This is a genomic window from Plantactinospora sp. WMMC1484 (assembly GCF_049315195.1).
Lineage (GTDB): Bacteria > Actinomycetota > Actinomycetes > Mycobacteriales > Micromonosporaceae > Plantactinospora.
The window spans coordinates 3306608-3321832 of the sequence record NZ_CP186055.1 but is presented as its reverse complement, the minus strand read 5'-3'; the positions used below and the strand labels follow the sequence as shown (position 1 = coordinate 3321832).

The window sequence follows — 15225 nt, the reverse complement described above, 5'->3', positions numbered from 1 at the left end:
CGGGTGGTCCCGCCCGGCCAACCCGCCCCGCGACGCTCGTCGGGATCGCCCACTCCATGCCGGGCCCCGACCTTCATCGCCGCGATCGTCGACGCGACGGCACCGGACCGTCGCGCCCGCGCGCACGAACCGGAGGCCGCCGCGCCCGCGCGCACGAACCTGAGGCCGTCGCGCCCGCGCACGGCACCGGATGGACAACCAGGCCCCGAGCGACCGGAGCACGGCGATCAGCTCATCTCGACGGCGTACGCCTCCTCGCGCACGTCGGGGTCGGGGTGCCGGCGCAGTCCGACCAGCAGGTCCCGCCACGGCGCCTTCCATCCGAAGCTCGCCCCGTGCCGGACCAGTGCCACCGCGAACAGCCCGCCGGCAAGGTCGCCGTGGCCCGCGAGTCGCGCGATCGTGCCGGCGAGGATCTCCGGGTCGGGCCACTCGCGGAGGTTCCGCAGCCGGGTGCCGACACGTTCCGCGGTGCGGACCGCGAGGACGGGCCGGCCCGTACAGAGTTCGGCGATCTCGTCGAGATTGTCCAGCCGGCCGAGGTCGACCAGCAGCCTGGTGGCCGTACCGGTGAAGGCGGGGCGGCCGGCGAGCCAGCGCGCCGCGTCGACCAGCGCGGTCCGGTCGGCGTTGACCGGACGGCTTCCGGACCGGACGACCGCACCGCGGGCGAGGAGTTCGACGCGGCGCCGGGCCGGGCGGTCCGCGGCCGGGTCGCCGGGGTGGTCGTCGCCCGCGTCGCGGTCGACGAGCCGGGCCAGCGCGGCGCCGAGTACCGCGTCGCCGCCGGCCGTGAGCAGGCTGGCGACCTCGATGTGCGCCACCGTCTCGCCGAGGTCGGTGAGCCGGTCCACCACCAGCCCGGTGACACCGGTCAGCCACGGCGCCCACTGTCCGAGCTGGCCGAACGCGGCGCGCCGGACCTCCCGGTCGGCGGCACGGCAGGCCTCGACGACGAGCGCGGCGTAGCGCGGGCGGTGCCGCTCCGGAATGGTGTACGGGTAGGCGCCCAGGACCGCACGCCGCTCCTCCCGGCTGCCGTCGACCGCGGCCCGCAGGATGGTCCAGCTCGCCTCGGCCGGCAGTCGCTGCCGGGCGGCGGAGACGATCGCCGCCCGCACGTCGCGGTGCGCGCCCGGATCCGTGTACGCGTCGAGCAGCGTCGCCATCACCGGTGGCGGCCCGTAGCGGCCCAGCAGCCGGGCCGCCTCCTTCCGACTCGTGACCTTCGCGGCGCCGGTCAGCACCTCGCCGAACACGTCGGCCAGCCGGGACGGCGGTACGTGCCGGGCGGCCCGGCCGGCCGCGTAGAGCGCGACCCGCGCCCGGTCGCCGTCGGCGTACCGGAGCAGCACAGGCAGCGCCTCGGCCGGCCGGTCGGTCCAGACCAGCGCACCCAGCGCCGCCTCGGCGATCACCACCTCGGGGGCGTCGAGGTGACGCAGCACCAGCTCACGGCCGACGCCGGGGACACCGGCGGCGGCCCGGAGCGCCCCGGCGCGCTCCCACACCCCCCGCTCGGCGTCGGCGACGACCAACTCCTGCAGGTGCACGAAACGGGCCTGCTGCCGAGGCAGCCAACGCTCGACGTGCAACGCCCGGCCGGGCACCCACCACTTTCCCGCCTCGACGAACCGACCGCGCGGACGATGGTCGAGCACCCGGTCGAGCAGGTCGGTACGGGAGGTGCAGATCGCCGCCCACACCTCGTCGATCGTCACCGCCGAGGCGTCGATCTCGATCACCTCGGCGACCCGGTCCGCCCGGGTACGCGGGTCGTCGAGCCACCACTGGACCGCCGTCCGGGCCACCAACGGGAGCGTGTCGGGACCGATCGCCCGGCGCAGCAGGTCCTGGAGCTGCGGCAGCCGCCGGGCACGCCCGCCGAGCGCGTGGGTGAGCGCGAAGAGTGGACCGTACCGGCCGCGCGCGATGCCGGCCTCGACCCAGCCGCGCAGCCGCTCGAAGACCATCGTCTCCTGCCCGCGGCGCAGCACGGTGTCGAAGCGGCGCAGCACCGGCACGCCCGCGCCGGAGCTCACCAGATCGATCGTCCGCAACGCCCACTCGCGCAGCTGCGGCACGGCGACGTGGCGGCGCAGGACGTCGACGGCGAGCGTGCTCAGCGCCGTCGTGGTGGCGGCGGAGGCGTCGCGGGCGTCGACCGCATCGGTGGTCAACTGGGTGAGCCCGGCCGCCGTCTCCGCGGTGAGCAGTGGTGCCACCTTCGCCAGCGCAGTGAGCGCGGCCCCGCGTACCGGATCCTGCTCGTTGCGCAGCCGGCCGAGCCGGACGACCACCTCGGCCACCGCGTGTGGGTCCCGGGAGCGTCGGGCGGCCTCCACCAGCAGCGGGTAGCCGTGCGCACGCTCGTCGGCGTCACCCGAGCGCAGCGCGGCATCCAGCGCCGCGGACGCGTCCGGCCAGGCCAGGTACGCACTCCAGGTGCGCACCTCGGACTCCCGCTCCCGGATCCTCGCCAGGCCCAGCACCCGGGTCGCCTCGCGGATCCGGACCACGGCCGGCAGCACCTCCATGATCTCGGCGGCCGGAACGAGTACCGCCGTGTCGGCGTCGGCCAGGGCCCGGTCGTACAGCTCCCCGCGCCGGGCCGGCGCGACGGCGTCGAGCAGCGCCGCGAATGCCCGGCTGTGCTCACGCCACCGAGTGGCGAGCGGCACCAGCTCGTCGGTGGGCAGCACCGCGAGGCGGCGCAGCAGCGCGGGCGGCGGCGCGAGCCACGTCAACCACGCCGCCCGGCCGGGCGTGGTGAGCAGGCGGGCGACCCGGCCCGCATCGTGTGCGGCCAGCATCCCGTACGCGTCGAGCGGACCGGGCAGCGACTCCTCGGGCGCGTACCGTTCGAGCAGGTCCAGCACCTGCACCGGGTCGCACCGCAGCACCGCAGGGGCGGCATCGCCCCAGATCCGGTCACGCAGCTCGGGTGGGGCCACGACCAGCCGCTCCCGGACCCGGTCCAGCAGCGGGCCGGCGTGCCAGCGGACCAGCCGCTCGAGGTCGAACGCGTGCTCCAGCTCGGGCAGCAACGCCCGTACCGTCGCGTCGCCGCAGGCCGGCAGCAGCGCGGCGGCCTCCCCGTCGCCGAACCGGGCACGGACCTCGGTGATGAGCGCGTCGGCGACGGCCGGCGCACGCCGGCGGCGCAGGGCCCGGTAGACACGGCGCCGCTCCACCGCCGGCCGGTCGGCGATGTCGCTGACCGGCATGCCGGCGCGTATCGCCGCGGTGAGCGCGAAATTCCTGATCGAGGGCTGCGGGTCCCGTGCCGCAGCGGCGATGCCGTCGCCGTCCCGGGCGACCAGCGCGGCGACCAGGGCGAGATGCCGCTCGTAGGGGCCCCGCTCGCGCAGGTCGGCGCAGACCTCGGCACGATCGGGTGAGACGCGCGCCCATTCCGCGAGGCGGTGCATCCGCTCGCGGTACGGCAGCGGATCGAGCGACGTCAGCAGGGCACGGGTGGCGGCGAACACGGCGTTCATTGTGCCGGTGCAGGCACCCGAAACAAGATCGATTTTTCGTCCGGAGAGCCCTGGATCCCACCCGCGGCCGCTGGTGCGACGAGGTGCCGACCGAGGAACTGCTGACCGACCACGTCGACAGACGCCGCCGCGAGGTGTGTCCGCCGCTGTCTCCCGCTCGATGTCACATCCGTGGCCCGGCCGGTGTCTCCATGACGTAACGACCTGCCGCGCCGTCGGCACGGCCACCGATCGCAGGAGGAGACATGGCGCACACGACCCGCATCCCGCCGGCCGAGATCACCGGCGTCAGGGGAGCGCTGATCAAACGGATGATCGAGAAGAAGCTGGGCAAGGTGCCGACGGCGGTGGGCGTCTACTGGCACAACCCGAAGGTGCTGTTCGCCAGCTTCGGCCTCGGCGGGAAGCTACAGAAGTGGAACGCCTGCGACGAGAACCTGAAGTCGTTCGCCCACATGGCGGTCGCGTCGCTGGTCGGCTGCACATGGTGCCTGGACTTCAACTACTTCGAGGCCCGCAACAGGGGGTTCGACGTGGAGAAGGCGCGCGAGATCCCACGGTGGCGGGAGGCGGATGTCTTCACCGCGCTGGAGCGCGACGTCCTGGAGTACGCCGAGGCGATGAGCCAGACACCGCCGACCGTGACCGACGAGTTGGTGGACCGGCTGCACGCCGCGCTGGGACCCTCCGCCGTGGTCGAGCTCACCTCGGTGATCGCATTCGCGAACATGAGCACCCGCGGCAACGTGGCGCTCGGCATCGAGTCCGACGGCTTCGCCGCCGCGTGCGGCCTGCGGCCACTGGCCGAGCGACCGCGGGTAGCGTCCGTGTCATGAGCGAGGACCCCTTCGTCGCCCACCGCAGCCTGCTCTTCACCGTCGCCTACGAGATGCTCGGCTCGGTCGCCGACGCCGAGGACGTGGTGCAGGAGACCTGGCTGCGGTGGGCAGCCCTGGCCGACGCCGAACGCGGCGCGGTCCGGGAACCCAGGGCGTACCTCGTGCGGATCGTGACCCGGCTCTGTCTCAACCGACTGCGCACCCTCGCCCGACAGCGCGAGGAGTACGTGGGCGAGTGGCTGCCCGAGCCGCTGCTGACCAGCCCGGACGTCGCCGAGGACGTCGAACTCGCGGAGAGCGTGTCGATCGCCATGCTGGCGGTGCTCGAGACGCTGCTACCGACCGAGCGCGCGGTCTTCGTGCTCCGCGAGGTCTTCGACGTGCCGTACGACGAGATCGCCGAGGCGCTGGACAAGTCGCCGGCAGCGGTGCGCCAGATCGCGACGCGAGCCCGCCGGCACGTGGCGGCACGTCGGCCACGAATGTCGGTGAGCCGCTCCGAGCAGGAGCAGGTGGTCGAGCGGTTCCTGGCCGCGCTGGCCACCGGCGACGTGCCCGGACTACTCAAGGTGCTGGCTCCCGACGTGCTCGTCGTCGGCGACGGTGGCGGCCTGGCCCCGACGATCCCGAAGCCGGTCCGCGGTGCCGGGAAGGTCGCCCCGGTGATGGCCCGCTTCGCCGAGGTCACGCCGGCCGTCAGGGCTTCCGTCGTCGACCTCAACGGCGGCATCGCGGCGCGCATCGACCCCGGCGGCGAAAACGACACGGCCGTGTCGTTCGTCATCGAGGACGGCCGGATCACCCAGATCTACGCGATCCGCAACCCGCACAAGCTCGAGCGGCTGCGCGAGGTGGCCGAGCTTCGACGATGAGTCCAGACCCACGCGTGCTGTGGCTGCGGTGCAGCGGCTAACCTGCCGTCATGGCGAGCGCCGAGCTGGATGAGTTGATCGTCGCGGACGCCGGGGCGCTGCGCGCGTGGTTGTCGGCCAACCACGCCACGTCGCCCGGCGTCTGGCTCGCCCTGACCAGGAAGGGCGGCACGGTCACCACGCTGACCTGGCAGCAGGCGGTCGACGAGGCGCTGTGCTTCGGTTGGATCGACGGGCAGGCCCGTAAGCGGGATCAGGAGACCTCCTGGATCCGGTTCACCCCTCGCCGGTCCCGCAGTTCGTGGTCGCAGCGGAACGTCGCCCACGTCGCCCGGTTGGAGGCGCAGGGGCGGATGCTGTCCCCGGGCCGCGCCGCGGTGGAAGCCGCGAAGGCGGACGGGCGGTGGGCGGCCGCCTACGCGCCGCCGTCGGAGGCCGAGGTGCCGGCCGACCTGCTCGCCGCGATCGCCGCCGTCCCCGCCGCCCAGGCCATGTTCGACGTGCTCACCAGCACCAACCGGTTCGCTCTCATCCACCGCGTCAATGCCGTCAAACGGGCGCAGACCCGCGAGCGGAAGATCGGCGAGTTCGTCGCCATGCTGGCCCGCCACGAGACCATCTATCCGCAGAAGGCCAGGCCGCCAGACCCGCCGTCATGATGCCGCCTCAGCGTTCGGCGGCGACCATCGTCTGCTGGCGTGCCAGCAACCGCGACACACCCTGCGCGGTCGTCGGCCGGGCGAGGTGATAGCCCTGGCCGTGCGTGTAGCCGAGCTCGCGAAGCACGGCCGCCTGATCGCCGTTCTCGATCCCCTCGGCAACGGTGTCCAGGCCGAACGCGTGGGCGAGCTGAAGCACCGCCCGGGCCACCGCCTGCCGGGCGTCGGCGGCGGCCGCCTGGCCGTCGTCGATCTCGATGCCGTCGACAAAGGACTTGTCGAGCTTCACGATCGCGGCCGGAAACGCGCGGAGCAGGCTCAGTGACGATTCGCCCGTACCGAAGTCGTCGAGCGACAGGCGGATCCCCATTCCGTCGAGCTCACACAGTGTCCGGGAAACCTGTTGGCCGCGAAGCACCGCCGACTCGGTCACCTCGAGCACGAGCCGCTCGGCGGGCAGCCCGCTGTCGGCGAGCGCGGCAGTCACATCGGAGACGAAGTCGGGGTCGTGCAGTTGTCGCGCGGAGACGTTCAGCCCTGCCTCCTGCAGCGCGTCCGATCCGAACTCGGACGACCAGGCGGCCGCCTGGCGGCAGGTCTCGCGCAGCACGAATCGGCCCAGCGGCACGATCAGGCCGGTCCGTTCGGCCGCCGGGATGAACTCCGCCGGGGAGACGACACCGCGGGCCGGGTGGTGCCAGCGGACCAACGCCTCGACACCGATCACCCGGTTGTCGTCCAGCCGCAGGATCGGCTGATAGACCACCTGGAACTCATTGTTGTCCAAGGCCCGTCGCAGCTCGCCGCCGAGCTGCATGTGTGCCAACACGGGCTCCCCCATGCCGTCCACATACCGCACGAAGCTCGCCTTGCCGCGCTGTTTGGCCGTGTACATCGCGACGTCGGCGTCCCGCAGCACCGAGTCGACGGTCGCGCCGGGCAGGGCGGCGGCGATGCCGATGCTGGCCTGCACCAGCAGGCGGTGCTCGCTGATCGGGCGGTCGAGCGCGGCGAGCAGCCGGCCGGCCAACGCCTCCGGGTCCGCATCGGCGCCGGTGAGCAGCACCGCGAACTCGTCACCCGCAACCCGCACCGGCAGGCCGTCATCGCCGACCTCGGCGCGCAGCAACTGCGCGACCGAGACGAGCAACCGGTCACCGACGCCGTGGCCGAGCAGATCGTTGACGGTTTTGAAGTCGTCCAGGTCGACAAGGAGCACCGAGACCCGTTCCGTCGTGGCGAGGGCAGTCGCGAGCCGGTCCCGGAACAGCGCCCGGTTGGCCAGCCCGGTGAGGGCGTCGTGGCTGACCTCGTGCTGTAGTCGCTCCTCCTGAAGACGCGTGTTCCGAAGCAGCCGGGCGTTCTCCCGGAAGGCGATGAACTGCCGGGCCCCGACCAGCGTGGTCACCACCACGGCGGCGATCAGGACCACCCGGACCGACCAGCTCAGTGGTGCGCCGGCCGCGACCGCGAGCAGCGGCACGTCGACCGCCATCATGGCCAGGTAGGGCAGGAGCAGGCCACTGCGGGCCGGGTAGCGGCGAAGCCCGAGGTCGGCACGGCACTGCGCCACGACGCCCAGCGTGGCCAGCACCGGGGTCAGCGGCATCACGACCGCCTGGGCGGCAATGCCGCCGGCATACCCGAACCACACCGCGAGCACGGCCACGATCCCGGCGGTGACGCCGCCGCTGGCCGCGACGAGCCGTATCGCGGTGCGATCGACGGGGCCGCCGGCGACATACGACACCTTCGTCGCGGCGCCGACCGCGACCAGGAACGCGAGCCCGACCAGCGCCATCGCCTGGTGGCTCCACGGCTCCCGGGCGGAGAGCATCGGGGCCAACCCGACGTACCACAACACGGTCGCGCAGCCGAGGAACGCGATCGTGCGGTCGAGCACCATGCGCCACCACTCGACACCACCGGTCGTGACCACCGGGACCCGGGCCACCGCCCAGATCGCGACGCCGAAGCCGATCGCCACGCAGGCCGCGGCCGGTAACGGCATGCTGCGCGTACGGGCCTGGGCGGCGTGCGTCAGCATGTCCACCGCCAGCCAGCCGTAGCCCACCGTGATGGCAGCCGCCGCGACGAGCAGGGTGCCCCAGAACCGCCGGGCGACGGGGTCGAGCTCGCTGCTGTGGAGCAGATGGCGGACGGACGCGGTGGTGAGCACACCGCCGATGGGAACGAATACATACGACAGCGCCTCGGTGCCGGCGCCGACCGTCAGGGACGCCACATACCAGACGGTGCCCGTGGCGGCAACCCCGACGGTGGCCATCACATACCGCCGGGCGGCCCGGCAATCGTTTGTGCCAGCGACGTCGGCCGCAGGGCTCGCCAATGACCGAAGCGCCTCTCGCGTCACGGCCCCGACAATAACCCGCCATTTGTGTACGGCATCTCACCCGAACGTTTGGAACTCGCCGGTGTGCGCCCGGATCCACAGAGCAAACATTAGGAGTCAACCGACGTGAGCTTTTCCTACTACGCGCATTACCGGTTCGATCGGTTCGGCGGCCGTCCTGAGTCGAACGAAAATCCGGACCGCTGATTGCCGAACGTCCGGTCGAGAGTGGGCATCGAAGACAGAAATTCCACGGAACAGCGGTCGGACGCAGCCGTCGATCCGATCCGGGGTGACGAGTGACACCCTGGCGGACCGGCCCGGATCTTCTCTACGGTCGACAGCGGCCGATTACGGGAAACAATCCTTACCGGAGGACGGGTGCGGGCGACGGCACGGGCGTGGCTCGCCGACACGGCCGGCGGGTTGCCGGCGGTCTTCTGGTATCTCTGGTCGGGGCTGCTGATCAACCGGGTCGGCGCCTTCGCCATGCTCTTCCTCCCGCTCTACCTCACCGACGTACGCGGGGCCAGCGACGCACTCGCCGGCCTGATCGTCGGGGCGTACGGGCTCGGCGGCGTGGCCGGGGTCCTGGCCGGCGGCGTCCTCGCCGACCGGTGGGGGCGGCGACGCACCCTCGTCTGGTCACATCTTGCGGCCTCGATGCTGCTGGCCACCACCGCGATCGTGACCAACCTCCCGGCGATCGCGCTGCTCGCGACGCTGGTCGGAATCGCCCACTCGATGCCGGGCCCGGCCTTCGTCGCCGCGATCGTCGACGTGGTGCCGCCGGACCGCCGCTCCCGCGCGTTCAACCTCCAGTTCTGGGCTCTCAACCTCGGCATGGCGGGCGCGTCGGCGCTGGCCGGCCTGCTCGCCGAGGCGAGCTATCTGGCGCTCTTCCTGGTCGACGCGGCGGCCACCCTGGCCGCCACCGTCGTCATCGCCTGGAAGGTGCCGGAGACCCTGCTCCGCACCGCGCCGACGCCCCGTCCGGAGCTGGCCGGAAGCCGCCGGGCCGGGTTGCTCACCCCGCTCACCGACCGCGTCTTCCTGGTCTTCGTCGGCCTGACCTTCGCGTACGCCGTGATGACCACCCAGACCTCGACGGTGATGCCGCTGGCGATGCGCGCCGACGGCCTCGGTTCCTCGGCGTACGGGCTGGTGGTGGCACTCGGCGGGTTCCTCATCGTGATCGGACAGCTCTTCGTGCCCCGGCTGATCGACGGTCGCCGCAAGCACCGGGTGCTGGCCACCGCGCTCGGGCTGGCCGCGATCGGGTACGCCGGCCTGGCCGTCACCGACGGACTGCCCGGTTACCTGGCGGCGGCGGTGGTCTGGACGGTCGGCGCGATGCTCGCCGCCCCGCCGAACGCGGAGATCAACGCCGAGCTGGCCCCGCTCGCACTGCGTGGCCGCTACCAGGCGGTCTTCTTCCTGACCTTTCCGGCGGCGGCGTTCGTGGCGCCGGCGGTCGGTGGGGCGAGCCTGCAGTATCTCGGCGACGGACACTGGTTGGCGGTCGGCCTGCTCGGCCTCGTCACGGTTGCCGGTCATCTGCTCGCCGGTCCGCCCCGGGAACGCCGGGTGGCCCGCCTCGCCCGGACCCGGACAACCGCGCCGGTGGTGCGGCGGCGGTAGCCGGGTGTCAGCGGTGCAGTCCGGCACGGATCCCGGCGCGGGTACTGCCGCCGGCGTCGACGTCGGTCCTGCCGATCGCGTCATCGGTGCCGCCGTGCCGGCTGATCCGCAGACAGTGTGGCGCGGCCGCCACCCGCGGCGGGCGGCGGCCGACCAGTTCTTCAGTGCGCGACGGTTTCCTCAGCGCGAGAGCGCCTTCTCCAACTGGGCCTTGGACATGCTCGACCGGCCCTTGATGTCGCGCTTCTTCGCCTCGTTGTAGAGCTGCTCCTTGGTACGACCCTGCGCACCACTGTGCGACCGCCTGCCGCCCCGGTGCCCGGAGGAGACGTCCTTGACCGACGAGCGGCTGGCGGTCTTCGATTCGCCGGAACGGGCGCGTTCCTTGTTGACGGTCCGGGCGGCGATCTCCTCGGCGCGGTCGGTCGACTCGCCGCGCTTCTTCGCACTGGCCTTGATGTGCTCGTACTGCCGTTCCCGTTTCGGGCTCGAACCTGCGGGCATGGCGGAACTCCTTCCGGGGAGACGATGGTCAGAGGATGGGCTTGCCGCCGGTGACCGGGATGACCGCGCCGGAGATGTAACTGGCCTCGTCCGAGGCGAGCAGCACGTAAGCGGGAGCGACCTCCTTCGGCTGCCCGGGGCGGCCCAGTGGGGTGTTCCTGCCGAACTTCTCGACGTGTTCGGGCGCCATGGTCGAGGGGATCAACGGGGTCCAGATCGGGCCTGGCGCGACGGCGTTCACCCTGATCCCCCGCTCGCCGAGCATCTGGGCCAGCCCGGCGGTGAAGTTGGCGATCGCGCCCTTGGTGGTCGCGTACGGCAACAGCGTCGGGCGGGGCGTGTCGTAGTTGATCGAGCTCGTGTTGATGATCGACGCCTTCTCGCCGAGATGCGGCAGTGCGGCCTGGACCAACCGGAACATCGCGGTGATGTTGACGTCGAAGGTGTGCTGCCACTCCTCGTCGGTGACCTCTTCGATAGTCTCGTGGGTCATCTGGTACGCGGCGTTGTTCACCAGTACGTCGATCCGGCCGAACTCCTCGACCGCCCGGTCGACCACCTCCCGGCACACGGCCCGATCGCCCACGTTGCCGGCGACGAGCACGGCCCTGCGGCCCTCGTCCTCGACGAGCTTCCCGGTGTCCCGGGCGTCGTCGTGCTCGTTCAGATAGGAGATCAGCACGTCGGCGCCCTCCCGGGCGAACGATATGGCGACGGCCCGGCCGATGCCGCTGTCCCCGCCGGTGATGACCGCCTTCTTCCCCGCCAGCCGGCCCGCGCCCCGGTACGAGTCCTCGCCGTGGTCGGGCTTGGCACGCATCGCGTCGAGGGTGCCGGGCGGCTGCTGCTGGGGTTCGTTCTGCTGGTTGTCGGGCATCGGTCGCTCCTCGTGTTTCCAGGTACGGCGCGCGCCGGGGAAGGCCGGTTGGGCACGTGCCGCCTCCTCGGCCGTCAGTGGCGAATGTCCCCATGCCCGACACGTGGTAAACCCACCTCCGGTGCTCAGCCGGCAGCGTGCCGGCCGGGCTGTCAATCCGACCGCTGCGCCAGGAAGGGCGCGAAGTGCTCGGCCACCAGGTCGGCGACCCCGTCGGCGTCCCGGCTCCCGTCGACCTCGATCACCCGGACCCCCGGCCTGGTCAACTGGGAGGAGACGGCGCGGGTCGGGTGCCCGCCCGGCACGGACGGCGGGCACCCGACCACCACGCGGCCCGGTCTCAGTCGACGACCGGCGGTGCGGTCCTCGCCGCTTCCCGCAGCGCCGCCGCCGCGCTGGCGTACGGGTTGTAGGTGTACGACCGGGAGAGGCTTCCCGGGACCGTGAAGTACTCGACCGACAGCTTCGCGGGGTCGGTCGCGATCTCGCCCCGCCCCGGCAGGTCGTTGCCGTCGTCCCAGCCCCACGGCGCGTTGGCCGAGTTCGTCGAGCAGGAGAAGGTGCCGACACCGCAGTCGCCGGAGGTGTCGCCGGCGAAGGTGCCGAGGTGGGCGAAGAGGCTGGCGTTGGCCCGCTGCGCCCAGAGCCCGCCGGAGGCGAAGATGTCGATCAGCTTGTAGCGTACGTCCCGGTCGTTGCCGTTGCTCGGCGTCTCCGCCACCGTCGACGGGTAGTAGACGATGCCGTCACCGTTGATGTTGTACTGCGGGTACGCCTTCAGCCCGTGCCCCCGCGCCTCCTGTGCGGTCACCGGATGCTGGAACGAGTCGTGCGGCGACGACGCGAACTGGAGCGTGCCGTCGACGTTCTCCCGCCCGCCGGTCCAGCTGCTCCCGACCGGCGTGTAGGAGTAGAAGTCGCTGTGCGCCACGCTGACCGCCGAGCGCAGCACTCCGTACGTCGAGCCGTCCCGCTCGATGGCGAACATGACGCCCTCGCCGTCGTTCTCGTGCTCGGTCTCGAAGAACGGGTGGTCGATCCAGTCCCGGGGGTGGAAGAAAAAGTACGTGATGTACCAGTGCGAGCTGGTCTCCAGCACCGAGTAGTAGGCGTGCGCGGCGAAGGACGCGCCGGAGCTGGCGGCGTTGTCCCAGTTGTTCCGCCCGTTCAGGTCGCCGTCGAAGTCGACCCTCGTGATGTAGTCGGAGCGGCCGCCGAGCGCGTGGCTGCCGGTGGCGTCCACGTCCTGGTAGTGGATCGGCGCCCAGCGCTGTGCCAACTCCGCCCGGCTGACCGCCGCGTCCGCCGGCGCCGGCGCCGCCAGCACGCCGGCCACCAGTGCTCCGGCCGCCACCGTCGCCGCCAGTACGGCCGCCGCCGGGGATCTCCCGGCGGTCCTGAACCGATTCGGCATGTGTGTCCTCCCACGGTCGGGTTTGGATAGACCGCGGGCAATCTACGTGATCGACGGCGGCTGGCACGTGTCCAGCCGCCGACGCGCGTCTTGAGAACAGTCGACGGGTTGGCGTGCCCGACCCAGCGACCCGGTCCACGCGACCGCCGGTCGGCGGGACGGCCGGTCGGCGGGACGGCCGGTCAGGTCAGGGGGCGGACGATGTCCCGGGCGTAGTCGACGACCGCCGCACCGGCCACCGTCGCCTCGACCGGCAGGACCTCCAGGCAGCGCCGCACCGCCGCCGCCATCAGCGCGTTCGGCACCCGCATCGACAGGGTGCAGTGCGGCACCCACCGGCCGGGGTGGTAGAGCTCGCTGACCGGCACACCCGCCGAGGCCAACCGCTCGTGCACCGCCGCCTGGTGGTCCAGCAACTCGGGGGTGGGACTCGGACCGAGCCAGAGCACCCGGCCGACGAACTGGCCGGCGTACTGGAGGGAGAGCCGCAGCGGCGTGGCCACCACCGTCCCGGCGAGCGCCTCGGCGACCACGTCGGGGTCGAGCCGGGGAGCGACCGTCAGCGAGACGTGTGGCCGGTGCCGCTGCCCCGGCAACGACCGGAGACTCTGCACACCCTCGGCTTCCAGCGCGTCCCAGAGCACCCGGATCCGCCGGGTCGCGTCGGTGTCGAAATACAGTTCCACGGCGGCGACCATCCGACCACCTTAGGGACCGGCCGATGATTCGAACGGGTCAGCGGGGGCCGACTCCGCCTGTCGCTGGCGTCGACCCCCGCTGTCACCCCGCCCCGGGCGCACGCCTCGGCGCAGCCCGGCGGGCCGGTTACCGGGCTTACCGGAGCCCGTTGGAGATGGCCGTGATGAGTTCACCGTTGCTGGTGTCGCCGGAGAGCTCCCAGAAGAAGGAGCCGCCCAGGCCCTGGCTCTTGGCGTACGACATCTTGCCGCCGATGGTGGCCGGCGTGTCGTAGCTCCACCAGTTGCTGCCGCACTTCGCGTACGCCGTGCCGGCGACGGTGCCGGTGGCCGGGCAGGTGTTCTTGAGGACCTTGTAGTCCTCGATTCCCGCCTCGTAGGTGCCGGGTGCCGCCCCGGTCGCGGTACCGCCCGGAGTGGCCTGGGTGACCCCGGTCCAGCCTCGCCCGTAGAAGCCGATGCCGAGCAGGAGCTTGTTGGCCGGGATGCCCTTGCTCTTCAGCTTCTGGATCGCCGCGTCCGACCAGAAGCCCTGCTGCGGGATCCCGTTGTACGAGGTCAGCGGCGAGTGCGGCGCCGTCGGGCCCTGCGGGGCGAAGGCACCGAAGTAGTCGTAGGTCATCGGCATCAGCCAGTTGAGGTTGTTGATCGCCCCGGCGTAGTCGGCCGCGTCGATCTTGCCGCCGTTGCTGCCGTCCGCGGTGATGGCGGCGGTGACCAGGGCCGAGGAGCCGAACCGGCTCCGCAGTGCGGAGATGAGGTTCTTGAACGCATTGGGGCCGCTGCTGTCGCAGGTCAGACCGCAGGCGTTCGGGTACTCCCAGTCGATGTCGATGCCGTCGAAGACGTCCGCCCAGCGCGGGTCCTCGACCAGGTTGTAGCAGGACTCGGCGAACGCGGCCGGGTTCTGCGCGGCCTGGGTGAAGCCGCCGGACCAGGTCCAGCCGCCGAAGGACCAGATCACCTTGAGGTGCGGGTACATCCGCTTGAGCTTGCGGAGCTGGTTGAAGCTGCCGCGCAGGGCACCGGCGTCCCAGGTGTCGGCGACGCCGTCCACGCTCTCCGCCGCCGTGTACGCCCGGTCGTAGTCGGCGTAGCTGTCGCCGATCGCGCACCGGCCGCCGGTGGTGTTGCCGAAGGCGTAGAGGATGTGGGTCAGCTTGGCGGCCGAGCCGCTGGTGTGGATGTTCTTGACGTGGTACGCCCGCTGGTAGACGCCCCACTGGGCGAAGTAGCCGACCACCTTCTGCGCACCCGGGTTCGGTGGCGGCGCGGTCGTCGGCGGCGGGGTGGTCGGCGGCGGGGTCGCGGTCGGCCGTGGGGTGGTCGGCGTCGGCGTGGGGGTGCCGCCGCCCGAACAGGACGCGCCGTTGACGGTGCAGTTCAGCGGCGCGCGGTAGCCACCGCTGCCGACGTAGCCCCAGCTGAACGATGCACCGGGGGCGAGCGCACCGGCCCAGCTCTTCTGTACCGCGACGTAGTGGTTGCCGCTGCGGGTGACGTCGGCGTCCCAGAAGCTGCCGACGGTGGTCCCGGCGGGCAGGTCGAACTCGACCCGCCAGTTGGCCACCGACGCGTCGGTGCCGTTGGTGACGGTGACCCGTACCTCGTGGCCGGAGCCCCAGTCGGAAGTGGCGGTGAAGCTCGTGGTCAGGCTGCCGGCGCCGAGGGCCGCGGTGACCGGGACCACGGCGACGGCCATCGCGGCCGCGACGCCGGCCCACAGCGCCCGGCGGATGGATCTCCTCATGGTGGGCGTCTCCCTAATAGATAGGAAACTTTCCAGATAGCTGAGGCGACGCTACTCAGCAGTTCACCGCTTCGTCAAGATGTCCATCTTTCGATTCGTACGGCCGACGGCGGACGGG

Annotated in this window: 12 protein-coding genes; 4 read left to right on the top strand and 8 right to left on the bottom strand. The window is 72.0% G+C overall.

The window, feature by feature from the left end; genetic code table 11:
• Window positions 1–227: 227 nt before the first annotated feature.
• Window positions 228–3500, bottom strand: a complete 3273-nt coding sequence (locus ACN28C_RS14630) for a hypothetical protein (protein WP_422774006.1) — start codon at window positions 3498–3500, stop codon at window positions 228–230.
• Between the two features lie 245 nt (window positions 3501–3745).
• Here ACN28C_RS14630 and ACN28C_RS14625 point away from each other — a divergent pair, with 245 nt between their 5' ends.
• From ACN28C_RS14625 to ACN28C_RS14615, 3 genes are read left to right on the top strand one after another with little or no spacing between them, the layout of a single operon-like run.
• Window positions 3746–4336, top strand: coding sequence for a carboxymuconolactone decarboxylase family protein (locus ACN28C_RS14625; RefSeq protein ID WP_422774005.1), 591 nt, complete (start codon window positions 3746–3748; stop codon window positions 4334–4336).
• Complete coding sequence (locus tag ACN28C_RS14620) at window positions 4333–5211, top strand: RNA polymerase sigma-70 factor (RefSeq protein ID WP_422774004.1); 879 nt, start codon at window positions 4333–4335, stop codon at window positions 5209–5211. Before ACN28C_RS14625 ends, ACN28C_RS14620 begins: the two co-directional genes overlap by 4 nt.
• Window positions 5212–5261: 50 nt before the next feature.
• Window positions 5262–5870 carry a YdeI/OmpD-associated family protein gene (locus ACN28C_RS14615; protein ID WP_422774003.1) on the top strand — a complete coding sequence of 203 codons (609 nt, stop codon included), beginning with the start codon at window positions 5262–5264 and terminating at the stop codon, window positions 5868–5870.
• A 7-nt stretch (window positions 5871–5877) separates the two neighbouring features.
• Here the strand turns inward: ACN28C_RS14615 and ACN28C_RS14610 are convergent, their stop codons facing one another.
• Entirely contained in the window at window positions 5878–8115 is a 2238-nt protein-coding gene (locus ACN28C_RS14610) for a putative bifunctional diguanylate cyclase/phosphodiesterase (RefSeq protein ID WP_422774002.1), read from the bottom strand.
• A 489-nt stretch (window positions 8116–8604) separates the two neighbouring features.
• Between ACN28C_RS14610 and ACN28C_RS14605 the strand changes: the two genes are divergently transcribed.
• Complete coding sequence (locus ACN28C_RS14605) at window positions 8605–9864, top strand: MFS transporter (protein ID WP_422774001.1); 1260 nt, start codon at window positions 8605–8607, stop codon at window positions 9862–9864.
• 180 nt (window positions 9865–10044) lie between these two features.
• Here the strand turns inward: ACN28C_RS14605 and ACN28C_RS14600 are convergent, their stop codons facing one another.
• From ACN28C_RS14600 to ACN28C_RS14575, 6 genes are all read right to left on the bottom strand, one after another.
• Window positions 10045–10368: a plasmid stabilization protein gene (locus ACN28C_RS14600; protein ID WP_422774000.1), complete on the bottom strand. Its 324-nt coding sequence runs from the start codon at window positions 10366–10368 to the stop codon at window positions 10045–10047.
• Between the two features lie 28 nt (window positions 10369–10396).
• Window positions 10397–11245, bottom strand: coding sequence for a glucose 1-dehydrogenase (locus tag ACN28C_RS14595; RefSeq protein WP_422773999.1), 849 nt, complete (start codon window positions 11243–11245; stop codon window positions 10397–10399).
• 152 nt (window positions 11246–11397) lie between these two features.
• Entirely contained in the window at window positions 11398–11550 is a 153-nt protein-coding gene (locus tag ACN28C_RS14590; RefSeq protein WP_422773998.1) for a hypothetical protein, read from the bottom strand.
• Between the two features lie 35 nt (window positions 11551–11585).
• Entirely contained in the window at window positions 11586–12659 is a 1074-nt protein-coding gene (locus ACN28C_RS14585; protein ID WP_422773997.1) for a hypothetical protein, read from the bottom strand.
• A gap of 182 nt (window positions 12660–12841) precedes the next feature.
• Window positions 12842–13357, bottom strand: a complete 516-nt coding sequence (locus ACN28C_RS14580; RefSeq protein ID WP_422773996.1) for a 2'-5' RNA ligase family protein — start codon at window positions 13355–13357, stop codon at window positions 12842–12844.
• 136 nt (window positions 13358–13493) lie between these two features.
• Complete coding sequence (locus tag ACN28C_RS14575) at window positions 13494–15107, bottom strand: glycosyl hydrolase family 18 protein (protein ID WP_422773995.1); 1614 nt, start codon at window positions 15105–15107, stop codon at window positions 13494–13496.
• Window positions 15108–15225 lie beyond the last annotated feature (118 nt).

Bases quoted from the DNA above. Each gene is read 5' to 3' on its own strand.
- ACN28C_RS14595 (WP_422773999.1), bottom strand. From the start codon at position 11,245: ATGCCCGACAACCAGCAGAACGAACCCCAGCAGCAGCCGCCCGGCACC.
- ACN28C_RS14585 (WP_422773997.1), bottom strand. From the start codon at position 12,659: ATGCCGAATCGGTTCAGGACCGCCGGGAGATCCCCGGCGGCGGCCGTA.
- ACN28C_RS14600 (WP_422774000.1), bottom strand. From the start codon at position 10,368: ATGCCCGCAGGTTCGAGCCCGAAACGGGAACGGCAGTACGAGCACATC.
- ACN28C_RS14620 (WP_422774004.1), top strand. From the start codon at position 4,333: ATGAGCGAGGACCCCTTCGTCGCCCACCGCAGCCTGCTCTTCACCGTC.
- ACN28C_RS14580 (WP_422773996.1), bottom strand. From the start codon at position 13,357: ATGGTCGCCGCCGTGGAACTGTATTTCGACACCGACGCGACCCGGCGG.
- ACN28C_RS14625 (WP_422774005.1), top strand. From the start codon at position 3,746: ATGGCGCACACGACCCGCATCCCGCCGGCCGAGATCACCGGCGTCAGG.
- ACN28C_RS14575 (WP_422773995.1), bottom strand. From the start codon at position 15,107: ATGAGGAGATCCATCCGCCGGGCGCTGTGGGCCGGCGTCGCGGCCGCG.
- ACN28C_RS14630 (WP_422774006.1), bottom strand. From the start codon at position 3,500: ATGAACGCCGTGTTCGCCGCCACCCGTGCCCTGCTGACGTCGCTCGAT.
- ACN28C_RS14615 (WP_422774003.1), top strand. From the start codon at position 5,262: ATGGCGAGCGCCGAGCTGGATGAGTTGATCGTCGCGGACGCCGGGGCG.